This is a genomic window from Algoriphagus sp. (assembly GCF_046296635.1).
In the GTDB taxonomy this organism is placed as follows: Bacteria; Bacteroidota; Bacteroidia; order Cytophagales; family Cyclobacteriaceae; genus Algoriphagus.
In genome coordinates this window covers 1-13,110 of the sequence record NZ_JBKBKZ010000048.1, presented here as the reverse complement: position 1 = coordinate 13,110, position 13,110 = coordinate 1, and the positions used below count along the sequence as shown (strand labels likewise).

Annotated in this window: 14 protein-coding genes; 12 read left to right on the top strand and 2 right to left on the bottom strand. The window is 38.2% G+C overall.

Translation table 11 applies throughout. The features are described from left to right. Positions 1–159: 159 nt before the first annotated feature. The 4 genes from ACK4HU_RS21800 to ACK4HU_RS21785 all read left to right on the top strand — a co-directional run bounded on the left by ACK4HU_RS21800 (position 160) and on the right by ACK4HU_RS21785 (position 2,514). The gene (locus ACK4HU_RS21800; RefSeq protein WP_409810277.1) at positions 160–318 is read left to right on the top strand and encodes a hypothetical protein; all 159 of its coding nucleotides are present in this window, start codon (positions 160–162) and stop codon (positions 316–318) included. Between the two features lie 3 nt (positions 319–321). After that, the gene (locus ACK4HU_RS21795) at positions 322–1,041 is read left to right on the top strand and encodes a VIT1/CCC1 transporter family protein (protein ID WP_409810274.1); all 720 of its coding nucleotides are present in this window, start codon (positions 322–324) and stop codon (positions 1,039–1,041) included. A gap of 161 nt (positions 1,042–1,202) precedes the next feature. Beyond that, positions 1,203–1,955: a DUF5995 family protein gene (locus tag ACK4HU_RS21790; RefSeq protein ID WP_409810271.1), complete on the top strand. Its 753-nt coding sequence runs from the start codon at positions 1,203–1,205 to the stop codon at positions 1,953–1,955. Positions 1,956–1,983: 28 nt separating this feature from the next. Then, a complete protein-coding gene (locus ACK4HU_RS21785; protein ID WP_409810268.1) occupies positions 1,984–2,514 on the top strand; it encodes a GNAT family N-acetyltransferase in 531 nt (176 codons plus the stop codon). Between the two features lie 152 nt (positions 2,515–2,666). On the opposite strand, the gene ACK4HU_RS21780 is transcribed toward ACK4HU_RS21785, so the two are convergent. Continuing rightward, complete coding sequence (locus ACK4HU_RS21780; RefSeq protein WP_409810265.1) at positions 2,667–2,885, bottom strand: hypothetical protein; 219 nt, start codon at positions 2,883–2,885, stop codon at positions 2,667–2,669. Between the two features lie 35 nt (positions 2,886–2,920). On the opposite strand from ACK4HU_RS21780, the gene ACK4HU_RS21775 reads away from it, so the two are divergent. The 8 genes from ACK4HU_RS21775 (at position 2,921) to ACK4HU_RS21740 (ending at position 12,882) form a co-directional block, all read left to right on the top strand. Then, on the top strand, positions 2,921–3,130 hold the full coding sequence (locus ACK4HU_RS21775; RefSeq protein ID WP_409810263.1) for a hypothetical protein: 210 nt from the start codon (positions 2,921–2,923) through the stop codon (positions 3,128–3,130). Between the two features lie 120 nt (positions 3,131–3,250). Further along, positions 3,251–4,357 carry a tyrosine-type recombinase/integrase gene (locus ACK4HU_RS21770; protein ID WP_409810260.1) on the top strand — a complete coding sequence of 369 codons (1,107 nt, stop codon included), beginning with the start codon at positions 3,251–3,253 and terminating at the stop codon, positions 4,355–4,357. Between the two features lie 291 nt (positions 4,358–4,648). After that, a complete protein-coding gene (locus ACK4HU_RS21765) occupies positions 4,649–4,840 on the top strand; it encodes a helix-turn-helix domain-containing protein (RefSeq protein ID WP_409810257.1) in 192 nt (63 codons plus the stop codon). Next, positions 4,837–6,384 carry a type I restriction-modification system subunit M gene (locus ACK4HU_RS21760; protein ID WP_409810255.1) on the top strand — a complete coding sequence of 516 codons (1,548 nt, stop codon included), beginning with the start codon at positions 4,837–4,839 and terminating at the stop codon, positions 6,382–6,384. Before ACK4HU_RS21765 ends, ACK4HU_RS21760 begins: the two co-directional genes overlap by 4 nt. Further along, a complete protein-coding gene (locus ACK4HU_RS21755; RefSeq protein WP_409810252.1) occupies positions 6,381–7,574 on the top strand; it encodes a restriction endonuclease subunit S in 1,194 nt (397 codons plus the stop codon). The genes ACK4HU_RS21760 and ACK4HU_RS21755 overlap by 4 nt, the downstream gene beginning before the upstream one ends. 1 nt (position 7,575) lies before the next feature. Continuing rightward, a complete protein-coding gene (locus tag ACK4HU_RS21750) occupies positions 7,576–8,721 on the top strand; it encodes an AAA family ATPase (protein WP_409810249.1) in 1,146 nt (381 codons plus the stop codon). Beyond that, positions 8,708–11,815, top strand: a complete 3,108-nt coding sequence (locus ACK4HU_RS21745) for a type I restriction endonuclease subunit R (protein WP_409810247.1) — start codon at positions 8,708–8,710, stop codon at positions 11,813–11,815. Before ACK4HU_RS21750 ends, ACK4HU_RS21745 begins: the two co-directional genes overlap by 14 nt. Positions 11,816–12,342: 527 nt before the next feature. Then, on the top strand, positions 12,343–12,882 hold the full coding sequence (locus ACK4HU_RS21740; RefSeq protein WP_409810244.1) for a dihydrofolate reductase family protein: 540 nt from the start codon (positions 12,343–12,345) through the stop codon (positions 12,880–12,882). A 34-nt stretch (positions 12,883–12,916) separates the two neighbouring features. Here the strand turns inward: ACK4HU_RS21740 and ACK4HU_RS21735 are convergent. Then, a partial coding sequence (locus ACK4HU_RS21735; RefSeq protein WP_409810241.1) for a hypothetical protein occupies positions 12,917–13,110 on the bottom strand: 194 nt, incomplete at its 5' end.

The window sequence follows — 13,110 nt, the reverse complement described above, 5'->3', positions numbered from 1 at the left end:
AGGAATATGCGGCTGCGCCGCATATTCCTCCCCTCCCATAAAAAAAACTACCGGACACCGAGCGAAGTCGAGGTGAAACTTAACAAAATATGGCTACTGGCAGAATTGCGAATACACATAATATTTTTTCAAGTAACTTGAACTCAAACCCACCACTTAATGAAAAAAATATTCTTCTTCCTCGTGGCTATGCCTTTTGATATCAACGGACTCCCGCTAATTGTAGAAGGGCTAATGAATTCTGGATTTTCTGAAGACGAAATCCGTGCGGTAATGGGAGAAAATGTGAAACGATTTTTTCTGGAAAATTTAAATTAAAAAATGGAAAAAGACATTCATTTAACTGATACCCATTTCGGGAAATTACAGGAATATCTGAGGGAATTTGTTTATGGAGGAATTGACGGTGCGGTTACCACCTTTGCTGTTGTCGCAGGTGGATTTGGTGCCAATCTGGATGCCGGAATCCTGATTATCTTAGGCTTCGCAAATTTGCTTGCTGATGGTTTTTCGATGTCTGTAGGAGCCTATCTTTCCGCCAAAAGTGAAAAAGACAATTTTGATAAGCATGAGAAAATCGAGTACTGGGAAATCGAAAATCTCCCAGAGGTCGAACGAGGAGAAATCGTTGATATCTATAAGGAGAAGGGATTTAAAGGCGAATTGTTGGACAAAATTGTCGACCATATCTGTTCCGACAAGGATCTCTGGGTAGCAGAAATGATGAAGGACGAACTCGGAATGATGCGTGACAGTAAAAGTCCTTTCAAAATCGGATTAGCCACTTTAATCTCTTTTATTTTGGTCGGATTTATCCCTTTGATGGTTTATCTCTATGATTTCTTTTTCCCAACCAATCTCAATATTTTCCTTTGGACAAGCATACTGACTGGACTTGCCTTTATGATCGTAGGCTTTCTGAAAGGAATTGTCAACCAGACCTCAGCGTTTAGAAGTGTTTCTGAAACCTTGGCTTTGGGGCTTTTGGCTGCGGTAGTAGCATACTATGTCGGAGATGTGTTGAAGAGCTTTTTTATATAATTTGGAAGTACATCATTCGTTTATGACTAGAATTTCGCATAAATCGAAGGGGGGAAGACGGGAGACCGCAGACCGAAGTGGCAGGAATTTGATCCTTTTTGCCAATTTTTAGACTAAAGAATATATTATTGGTAAATAAGGGATCTAATAGAAAAACAAGAATGCAAACAATCGATGACGTACTAATCCGAATGGACCAAATCGTGGCTGAGTGCGCAACCCAACAATGCCGCATCGGGTATTTTGCGATTTTGTATCGGCAGGTAACGCGAAGAGTCCGAGATGGAATTTTGGCTGGTGAATTCGAAGACAACCCCCGAATGGAAGTGCTGGATGTACTTTTCGCGAAGCGATTTGTGGATGCTTATGATATCTGGAAAAACGGTTCTAAACCTACTGAAAGTTGGAGACTTGCTTTTGAAGCAAGTAAATCCTCCGGAAACCTAGTCCTGCAGCATCTGTTTCTAGGCATCAATGCACACATCAATCTTGACTTGGGAATCGCCGCTTCAGAAACTATGGTTGGAAAAGACTTGATTGGAATTCAAGGGGATTTTAATAAAATCAATGCAGTATTGGCCGAATTGGTAGATGGGGTAAAAGCAAATATCAGTAAGGTATCGCCGATTTTTGGTTGGCTGATACCCCTGGCTAAAGGCAGAGATGAGATGCTGCTCAACTTCTCCATCCAAATCGCCCGAGATGGGGCTTGGAAGTATGCGAGTGAATATCATGCCGATCCGGACAAGGATTTTCAGATTAAAGACCGCGATACCAATATTTCGAGGCTTGCTCAAAAGCTGATTAATCCAGGGAAATTATTGGCATTCCTAGTGAGAATCGTTGCTTTTGCAGAATGGAAATCTGTGGAAAAAACTATGAATCAATTAGATGCTGTAGTGGAAAAGGTGTAATTATCAGTCAAATAAACCCAAATAACTTATGTCTTTTTCACAGGAGCGTTTTTTCATCAGGGAAGGTCAAGAGGGAGAGTTTGGGGAAATAGGCAAACTTTTGGAGTCAGTTTATTCCGGACTGAAAGGCTTCCCACAACCGGATGATTTGCCTGAATATTATGATACACTGCGCCAAATCGGGAGGTTTACAGAGAAGCCTAAGACATCACTTTTGATCGCTTTGAATTCCCAAAGCGAAGTAATAGGAGCAGTAGTGTACTTTGGGGACATGAGTCACTATGGTTCCAAAGGCATTGCTACGCAAGAATCCAATGCCGCTGGGATTCGATTTTTGGCTGTAGCTTCAAAAGCGAGAGGAGAAGGGATTGGAAAGGCACTCACTGATGCCTGCATCCAAAAGGCTAAAGCATCCGGCCTCACTCAGGTGATTCTGCATACTACCCATACCATGATGACGGCTTGGAAAATGTACGAGAAAATGGGATTTCAGCGCTCGGAGGAATTGGACTTTGATCAGGGAGACCTGACAGTTCATGGCTTCAGGCTGTTTTTATAAATCATTTTTTAACCGCTAAGTGCACCAAAGAATGCAAAGGTTTTTACCGCAAACCTGTCTGGCCGGTAGGCAATGTGAAAAGAGGAGGAGTTTTTGGATTTTGACCTTGTCTTGAACCTCAATCACCCAATTCAATTTGTCCTTTTTGAAGGTCACAAAGGGAAAGCTGAAGACTTCTTTGGGAATTCAATAGGTGCTGAAGGCCTGCCTTTGCCGATCAAAAAAGCACGATCTGCTTCATTTAACCTTTCATAAATGGGAACGGGTGCCCATGGCAAGAGGTGTTTGGATGCCATTCCTGGAGCTGTTTCAGAAATGATTTTAGGTACTTGGATATTTGCCATCATGTATCCTAAACTAAGGAACAACATCCTCAAAATGGGTGATTTAGTTCAAATTAAATCCTATGGTTGTAATTGTTGCAGTAGTCATGGGGGGAATAATCTGGGGATTGGCCGGGATGATATTGTTTGTGCCCATTTTTGCAATTGTTAAAATTATATCCCTTCACCATTCCGGACTGAAGCCTATCGGGTTTTTATTGGGAGAGGATGATAAAGAAGCGTTCGAGAAAAATGAAACTAACCCGCAAGCAAACTTGACCACCGTGCCCTAACATTGGGTCTAAATTAATCACCGCAAATCAAAAATTTCAACTGCTGGAAAAGGAGCGTTCAATCAAAAAATTTTATTTCCACAATTTTTTTAATACCTTCTGTCGTTCATTTTTCGACCGATGCAAACCATTTTTATCAAAAACGGAGAAGTCAAAAAAAAGCCAGTTGCCTTGCTGGAATTTTCTTTTGATCATCAGTTGATCGAAATGGTAAGAGAAATTCCGAATGCTAAATGGCAGCCCGAATTGAAAGCCTGGGCAATACCATATTCGGAAACACTAATCAATGAACTACTCCCGATTTTCAAAGGAAAAGCCTGGCTGGACTATACTGCTTTCAAAAAAGTAAAACTTAAACCGGAATTTGTACCCCTACCTGATCTATCAGGAGAAATGAGTGTGGAAATCAATAAATTTTCTGACTGGATGCGAAACCTCAGGTACTCTGAATCTACCATAAAAAATTACAGTCAGGGAATCGGATTGTTTTTTCGATTTATGCAGAATAAAAATCCTGAATTAATCACCAACGAGGACTTGGAACTTTTCAATAAAGATTATATCATTAATAGAAAATACTCCGCCTCGTTCCAGTCCGGGGTGATCAATGCGGTCAAGCTCTTTTTTTCAAACCAACTAAAGCGCAAACTGGAACCCGAGCTAATCAAACGACCGAAGCAACCGAAGATTCTGCCTCATGTACTTAGCAAAGAAGAAGTGAAATTGATCCTCCAAGCCCACCAAAACATCAAGCATCGAGCCATGCTTAGCTTGATCTATGCCTGTGGCCTCCGAAGAGGGGAACTTCTGAATCTAAAAATCACCGATATTGACTCTAAACGTCAGATGCTACACGTCCATCAAGGCAAAGGAGCCAAGGATAGAGTGGTGCCTATTAATGGGAAAATTCTAGAGATCCTTCGCGAATACTATCGATACGAAAAGCCAAGCGAGTATTTATTTGAAGGACAGGTATTGGGGCAACCCTATTCGGAAAAGAGTTTAGAAAATGTAATGAATCAAGCGGTAAAGAAAGCAGGACTGAACAAAAAACCAACCTTACATTGGCTTCGACACTCCTATGCCACCCACCTGCATGAAGCGGGCACGGATTTGCGGCTTATCCAGGAGCTACTGGGCCATAGCAGTAGTAAAACAACTGAGATTTACACGTATGTTTCGACCAAATCCTTACAAAATGTAAAGTCTCCATTCGATGATTTATAAAGAAATAAACCGCCATAAATTTCGATACTTATGGCGGTAATCGATCCAATAGAGACCAATTACCGCCAAAAAATGGCGGGAATAAATAAGTTAGGGCACATGCTAAAAAACCCACCGCACAAATAGGCACATTTGGTTTTTGCCGACCCTCAAGCCAAACGCAAAAAACCAAAAGAGCCTATTTTTTTGCCCACGCTCGGACGGACTAGCAAGGAAACGAACGAAAAGTATATTGAAAAATGAGATAGACAGGATTTTAAATTTATCTTTGCGGACAGATTTCAAAATGACATGAACAGAATTAAAGAAGTGTTGGAAGAGAAAGGAATCAAACAAACTTGGTTGGCTGAACAACTTGGTAAAAGTTACAACATGGTCAATGGCTATGTGCAAAACAGACAGCAGCCAAGACTTGAAGTGCTTTTTGAAATCGCCCAAATATTAGGAGTTAAACCTCAAGACTTAATTAAAGACAAGAAATGACAAGCACAGCACAAAGAGCAGAATTGCAAGCTAAAATATGGAGAATAGCCAACGATGTACGTGGCTCAGTGGATGGGTGGGACTTTAAACAGTTTGTCTTAGGTACGCTGTTCTATCGCTTCATTAGTGAAAACTTCACCAATTACATTGAAGGTGGTGATGAAAGTGTAAACTATAGAAACTACCCTGATAAAGATATTACACCCGAAATAAAAGACGATGCGATAAAAACTAAAGGGTACTTCATTTATCCAAGTCAACTTTTTGTGAATGTTGCCAAAACAGCCAATACCAACCCTAATTTGAATACGGACTTAAAAGCCATTTTTGACGCTATAGAAAGTTCCGCTAACGGCTATCCTTCTGAACCAGACATTAAAGGATTGTTTGCCGACTTTGACACAACAAGTACACGACTAGGAAATACCGTTGAAAGCAAAAACTTGCGTTTAGCTGCCGTTTTGAAAGGTGTAGAAGAACTGAATTTTGGTCATTTTGAAGACAATCAAATTGACCTTTTTGGTGATGCTTATGAGTTTTTGATTTCCAATTATGCAGCCAACGCAGGCAAATCAGGAGGTGAGTTTTTTACACCGCAACACGTTTCAAAACTCATTGCACAATTGGCAATGCACAAGCAAGACAAGGTAAACAAGATTTACGACCCTGCGGCAGGTTCAGGTTCTTTGTTGTTACAAGCAAAAAAGCATTTCGACAATCATATTATTGAAGAAGGTTTTTATGGGCAGGAAGTGAACCACACGACTTATAACCTTGCTCGTATGAATATGTTTTTGCACAACATCAATTACGACAAGTTTAATATTGCCCTTGGCAATACACTTATTGACCCACATTATGGAGATGAAAAACCTTTTGATGCCATCGTTTCTAATCCTCCTTATTCTATAAAATGGATTGGTGACGATGACCCAACGCTGATTAATGATGACCGTTTTGCACCTGCTGGTGTTTTGGCTCCAAAATCAAAAGCAGATTTTGCCTTTGTGCTTCATGCTTTAAGTTTTCTATCCAGTAAAGGCAGAGCAGCAATTGTTTGTTTCCCTGGTATCTTTTACCGTGGCGGTGCTGAACAGAAAATCAGGAAGTATTTAGTAGAAAATAATTTTGTTGAAACTATTATCTCTCTTGCTCCAAACTTATTCTATGGAACTCCAATAGCAGTTTCAATACTTGTGTTATCGAAGCATAAGACTGAAAACAAAACTCAGTTTATTGATGCAAGCGGAGAAGATTTCTTCAGAAAAGTAACTAATAACAATGAACTTACTGAAGACCATATCAAAACGATTATGGAGATGTTCGACAACAAAAAAGACGTTGAGCATGTCGCAAAAACAATTGACAATTCTTTCATAGCAGAAAACGATTATAATCTTTCTGTTAGCTCCTATGTAGAATCAAAGGATACTCGGGACAAATTCGATATAGATGAGCTAAACGAAGAAGTTTCCAAAACTGTTGCTAAGATAGATTCACTTAGGGCTGATATTGATTCAATAATAAAAGAGATTGAGGCATGAGCTATTTAAATAAATTATTAGATGGCATTCATGTTGAATGGGGTGTTTTAGGTGATTTTGCTGATTACGAACAACCAACTAAATACCTCGTAAAGTCAAATAATTATAATGATAAATACACTATTCCAGTATTGACTGCTGGTAAAACATTTATCCTTGGTTATACTGATGAAAAAGAAGGCATTTATAAAGCCTCACAAAATCCAGTAATAATTTTTGATGATTTTACGACTGCCAACAAATGGGTAGATTTTGATTTTAAAGCAAAATCATCCGCAATGAAGATGATAACTTCAAAAGATGAATCGAAAGCATTATTAAAATATATTTATTATTGGCTAAATACTTTACCAAGTGGATTGGTTAATGGTGACCATAAAAGACAATGGATAAGCAATTACTCAAATAAGCAAATCCCAATCCCTCCGCTTGAAATCCAAAAAGAGATTGTTCGTATTCTAGATAAATTTACGGAGCTTACAGCGGAGCTTACAGCGGAGCTTACAGCGGAGCTTACAGCTCGTAAAAAACAATACATCTTTTACAGAGAACAGTTTTTTGAATTTGCCGAGGTAGAAATTCAGAGAGAACCATTAGGCGTAATTGGAGAATTTCAAAGAGGCAAACGATTTGTAAAAGATGATATGCTTTCAGAAGGTGTACCCTGCATCCATTATGGAGAGATGTACACTTTTTATGGCACTTGGGCAAACAAAAGCAAATCATTTCTGAGTGAGGAATTGGTGGAAAGAAAAAATCTACGAATTGCTGAAAATAGTGATGTCGTTATTGTGGCTGCTGGTGAAACCATTGAGGACATTGGATTAGGTACGGCTTGGTTAGGTGATGAGGGCGTTGTAATTCACGATGCTTGCTTTTCTTTCAGAAGCCCATTAAACTCAAAATATGTAGCATACTTTACACGTACTAAACAATTTCACGACCAAATAAAAAAACATATTTCATCGGGAAAAATATCCGCCATTAATGCCAGAGGTTTGGAAAAGGTTCTAATCCCAGTTCCTTCACCAGAAGAACAGGAACGTATTGTTACCATACTTGACAAATTTGACATCCTCACCACTTCAATCAGCGAAGGTCTGCCGAAAGAGATTGAGTTAAGGAAAAAGCAATACGAGTACTATCGTGATTTATTACTAACCTTTCCTAAGAATAATTTAGAATCATAACATGGGACAGTCGTTAATACAAATATCTGAAAAACTTAGAGAGGCTGATAAAAAAGTACAGCTAATCTATGCTTTTAATGGCTCAGGTAAAACTCGTTTATCACGAGAATTTAAGCAGTTGATAGCCCCAAAAGAAATTGAAGCAGAACAAGAAGAAGATTCAGGGATTAAAATACTTTACTATAATGCTTTTACAGAAGACTTATTCTTTTGGGATAATGATTTGGAGGCTGACTCTGATAGAAAGCTAAAAATACAACCCAACAGTTTTACAAATTGGGTACTCAGAGAACAAGGTCAAGACAGAAATATTGTTGAGAATTTTCAGCTATTAACTAATGACAAATTAACCCCGCAATTCAATGAAGAATTTACAGAGGTTCGATTTTCATTTGAACGAGGTAATGAGGGTGATACTGAATTTGTGAAAATTTCTAAAGGAGAAGAAAGCTGTTTTATTTGGAGTGTCTTTTTCAGTTTAATGGAACAAGTTGTAAGTGTTTTAAACATTGCGGAAAAAGAAAATCGTGAAACCGACCAATATGATAAGCTAGAATATATTTTTATTGATGACCCTGTTAGCTCCTTAGATGACACCCATTTAATTGAATTAGCTGTGAATATTTCAGAGTTAATAAAGTCAAGCACTTCGGACTTGAAATTCATAATCACAACGCACAATCCACTTTTTTACAATGTGCTTTTCAATGAATTTAATAGAGTTAGAAGGACTAAGAAATGGATTTTAGAAAAGCTGAATGATGGAACTTTTTCAGTTAATGAATTAGAAAATGATTCCCCTTTTTCTTATCACTTATTTCTATTGGCAGAATTGGAGAAGGCAATACAGCCAACAGGTGAGATAAAAAAGTTTCATTTTAATTTTCTACGCAACATACTAGAAAAGACTTCCACATTTCTTGGATACAATAAATGGGAAGAACTTTTGCCTCAAGAGTCAAGAGAAGCATATTACAGAAGAATAATAAACCTATCAAGTCATTCAAAACATCATGGTGATGAAATTGCAATTGTTGAAGAAAATGACAAAAGGGTATTAGGCTTTCTCGTTAATGAAATAAAAAGAATGTACGGCTTCAAGCCAACTATTAACACAAGCACAACCGAAGAGAATGTCACAGTATAAAACCATAGCAGAATCTAACAACTTCATCGTGTTGGATAAATTCACCAAGCATTTTGAGGTGAATGAAGCACCTGCTGTTTATCAAACAGAGGCAGCACTGGAAAAGGAATTTATTCAAGACCTAGTCAACCAAGGTTATGAAAATCCAACAATCTTAACTACGCAAGAAGCGATGTTGGCGAATGTAAGAATGCAAATACAATCGCTTAACAATATGGAATTTTCGGATGGAGAATGGTCTCGTTTTGTGAAAGAATATTTGGACAAGCCAAGCGATAACCTTGTTGAGAAAACAAGAAAAATCCACGACAACTATATCTATGATTTCGTTTTTGATGATGGTCATATTCAAAACATCTACTTATTAGACAAAAAGAATATCACCCGAAATAAAGTACAGGTAATTTCGCAATTTGAACAGAAGGGCTCTCATGCTAATCGCTATGATGTCACCATTTTAGTAAATGGTTTGCCATTGGTTCAGGTTGAATTAAAAAAACGAGGAGTTGCTATCCGTGAAGCGTTTAACCAAGTTCACAGATATTCAAAAGAAAGCTATAACAGTAATAACTCCCTCTTTAGATACGTACAGGTTTTTGTTATATCCAATGGTACTGATACCCGTTACTTTGCTAACACTATAAAGCGTGATAAGAATAGCTTTGATTTTACCATGAATTGGGCAAAAGCTGACAATACGCTGATTAAAGACCTGAAAGATTTTACGACAACATTTTTTGAGAAAAGAGTATTGTTAAATGTGTTACTAACCTATTCGGTTTTTGATACAAGCGATACACTTTTAATTATGCGACCTTATCAAATTGCAGCCACCGAAAGAATGTTGTGGAAAATTGAAAGTTCCTACCAAGCCAAAAATTGGTCGAAACCCGACAGTGGCGGCTACATTTGGCACACAACAGGTTCGGGTAAAACGCTTACCAGTTTTAAAGCGGCACGTTTAGCAACGCAATTGGATTTTATAGACAAAGTATTTTTTGTAGTTGACCGTAAAGACTTGGACTTTCAGACCATGAAAGAATATCAGCGGTTTTCTCCCGACAGTGTGAATGGTTCTGATAGTACAGCAGGTTTAAAGCGGAATATTGAAAAGGACGACAACAAGATAATTGTAACTACAATACAAAAACTAAACAACCTCATGAAGACTGAGGGTGATTTAGCTATTTATCAAAAGCAAGTTGTTTTCATCTTTGACGAATGCCACCGTTCTCAGTTTGGTGAAGCACAAAAGAACCTAAATAAGAAGTTTAAAAAGTTCTATCAGTTTGGATTTACAGGAACACCAATATTCGTTCAAAATGCTTTAGGTGCTGAAACTACGGCAAGTGTTTTCGGTCGTGAATTGCACTCATACGTAATTACGGATGCCATTCGAGATGAAAAAGTACTGAAATTCAAGGTTGATTACAATGATGTTCGACCTCAGTTTAAGAAAATAGAAACCGAACAAGACGAGAAAAAGTTAAGTGCAGCAGAAAACAGAAAAGCATTGCTGCACCCTGCTCGTATTAGTGAAATATCTCAATATATTTTACAGAATTTCAGAATAAAAACCCACAGAAATCAAGGAAGCAACAAGGGCTTTAATGCCATGTTTGCCGTAAGCAGTGTTGATGCAGCCAAATGTTATTATGAAGAATTAAACAGCCTTCAAAAAAACAGCGACAAGCCTTTAAAAATTGCAACAATCTTTTCTTTTGCAGCAAACGAAGAACAGAGTGCAATTGGTGAAATAGTTGACGAAACTTTTGAGCCTTCTGCAATGGATGTTACAGCCAAAGAATTTTTAACCAAAGCTATCAATGATTACAACGCCATGTTCAGAACAAGTTATAGCGTTGACAGTAATGAGTTTCAAAATTATTACCGTGACCTTGCCAAACGTGTAAAGAACAAAGAGATTGACTTAATTATTGTAGTCGGAATGTTCTTAACTGGTTTTGATGCTCCAACACTCAACACATTATTTGTTGACAAGAATTTGCGTTATCACGGCTTAATTCAAGCCTTTTCAAGAACAAACAGAATTTATGATGCAACAAAGACTTTTGGAAACATTGTAACATTCCGTGATTTAGAAAAAGCAACCATTGATGCAATTACGCTTTTCGGAGACAGCAATACCAAAAATGTGGTTCTTGAAAAGAGCTACAAAGAATATTTGGAAGGCTTTACGGACATTGTTACAGGTGAAGCACGTAGAGGTTATGTTGAAGTAGTAAAAGAGTTAAATGAGAAATTCCCTAACCCTGACGAAATCATAAAAGAGAAAGACAAAAAGGAATTTGCAAAACTATTCGGAGAATATTTAAGAGTAGAAAACATACTCCAGAACTACGATGAGTTTAATCATCTCAAAGCACTTCAAGCAATTGACATCAATAATCCAGAAGCAGTTGAAGAATTTAAAAAAGCACATTTTGTAACAGATGAGGACGTTGCAGCAATGCAAAATATCGAATTGCTCAAAGAAAGGACAGTTCAAGATTACCGTTCAACTTACAATGATATTCGTGACTGGTTAAGACGTGAGAAAAGCGGTAAAGAATCAGAAGAATCTACAATTGACTGGGACGATGTTGTATTTGAAGTTGACTTGCTGAAATCGCAAGAAATTAACCTTGACTACATTCTTGAATTGATTTTTGAGCATAACAAGAAAACCAAAGACAAAGACACTTTAATTACTGAAATACGCAGAGTAATCCGTGCAAGTGTTGGAAATAGAGCAAAAGAAAGTTTGGTAGTTGACTTTATCAATGAGACCGACCTTGACACACTTCAAGACAAAGCGAATGTGATAGATTCATTTTTTGTGTTTGCTCAAAACAAACAGAAAGCGGAAGCACTGGAATTAATCACAGAAGAAAATCTAAATGAAGAAGCAGCGAAGCGTTACATAACAAATTCCTTGAAGCGAGAATATGCAAGTGAAAACGGAACTGAACTGAATGCACTTTTACCAAAAATGAGTCCTTTAAATCCTCAATATTTGACAAAAAAACAAAGTGTATTTCAAAAGTTAGTTTCGTTTGTAGAGAAGTTTAAAGGAGTTGGAGGACAATTATAAATAATGACAAAGGAAGAAAAATGAGTAGCCAGCCCAACAGCCACACACATTGCCAAGCCGCACAAGCCAACGCACAGACCAAAGCTTGGCAAAGAGTGTGTCTGTCCCAACGCTCGACAAAACCGACAGAAAACCGAGCAGACGAAGAAGAAGCACGATGCCCTAACATGCGTTTGGCGTCATGCGGGGTTCAGTGGTTAAATTCAAGTTCAGTTTTTCAATTGGAGTTTTGTGGTAGGTTGACAGTTTTGTCCTCCTAAATCCCGCACGAACGCCAAGCGCAGAACCGTTAGCAGCAAGGCTATCGGACGACTGCGAGCACATTGACGGAGTAACAAAAAGACGTTGAATGACTGTCCCCGTGTTCAACTTTTCGGCAGACTTTGGCGTAGTATTTTAGAGTTGTTCTTTTTATTTTGGCTTGGTGTCGGGGGGACAGTAATTCAGCGTCTAAAAGGACTTTGTTAACGGACTGACAATTATCCGACAGCATTACAACTAACGATTAATTTTTTTTTGAAAAATAGATGAGTAATAACAGACAAGTAATTCTTTACATCGCAATGAGTTTAGACGGCTACATCGCCAAACCAAATGACGACTTGAGTTTTCTTTCAATAGTAGAGAAAGAAGGAGAAGATTACGGTTACTCAGACTTTGTTTCAACCGTTGACACCGTAATACTCGGACGAAAAACTTATGATTGGGTAATGAAACAAGTTGGTGAATTTCCGCACGCTGACAAAAACGCTTACATCATCACCAGGACTGCAAAACCAACAATCGGCAAAACGGTTTTTTACACAGGCGACTTGACCGACTTAGTGATAAAATTAAAAAGCGAGAACGGAAAAAACATTTTCTGTGACGGTGGAGCAGAGATAGTAAACGAACTTTTAAAAAATGACTTGTTGGACGAGATAATAATTTCGGTAATTCCAATATTGGTTGGTAACGGGACAAGACTTTTTAAAGACGGCAGACCTGAACAAAAACTAAAACTTGTAAATGTAAAAACATTTGACACCGGACTAACTCAACTTCATTACAAACGTGCGGACAACTAACAACAAAACAGACGAAGAACAGGAAGCCCAGCTGCTAACAGCGGTTTTGCAAAAGCGGGGGTGCAGTGCTTCGGTTGACAGTTTTTTCGTATAATTGAAGTGTGGTTTTCAAATGAACGGTAGTGCGTAAAAGCCCCGCCTTCGCAAAGCCGCAAACCGTCAGACTGTCTAAAAACCCCTTTAATATTTTTATAAATAGACCTACTATTCCTATGGGATATATCAGGT